At 41.1% G+C, this 246-nt stretch carries 1 pseudogene; it reads left to right on the top strand.

The annotated features are described in order from the left end of the window. Positions 1–246 (top strand): annotated as a pseudogene (locus H5181_RS21010) (winged helix-turn-helix domain-containing protein); the annotation flags it as partial.

The raw sequence follows: 246 nt of genomic DNA on the forward strand, positions 1-246 counted from the left end.
GGAAGATTGATGGCAAGAGATGTCAGTCTTTTTATTCAGTCTGAATTTGGGGTGACCTTTAAACAGGCAAATATCTACAGATTACTGCATCAATTAGGATTGTCATGGATAACGACCCGTTCTCGACACCCAAAACAATCTCAAGATATTCAGGACGCTTTTAAAAAACTTCCAGCTGTCAACGATCCTTAACACCCCTGGTCATGTGGCGTTAGATCGCATTGATGTTTGGTTTCAAGATGAAGC

It is taken from the genome of Shewanella sp. SG44-2, from assembly GCF_014164215.1.
Taxonomy (GTDB): Bacteria; Pseudomonadota; Gammaproteobacteria; order Enterobacterales; family Shewanellaceae; genus Shewanella; species Shewanella frigidimarina.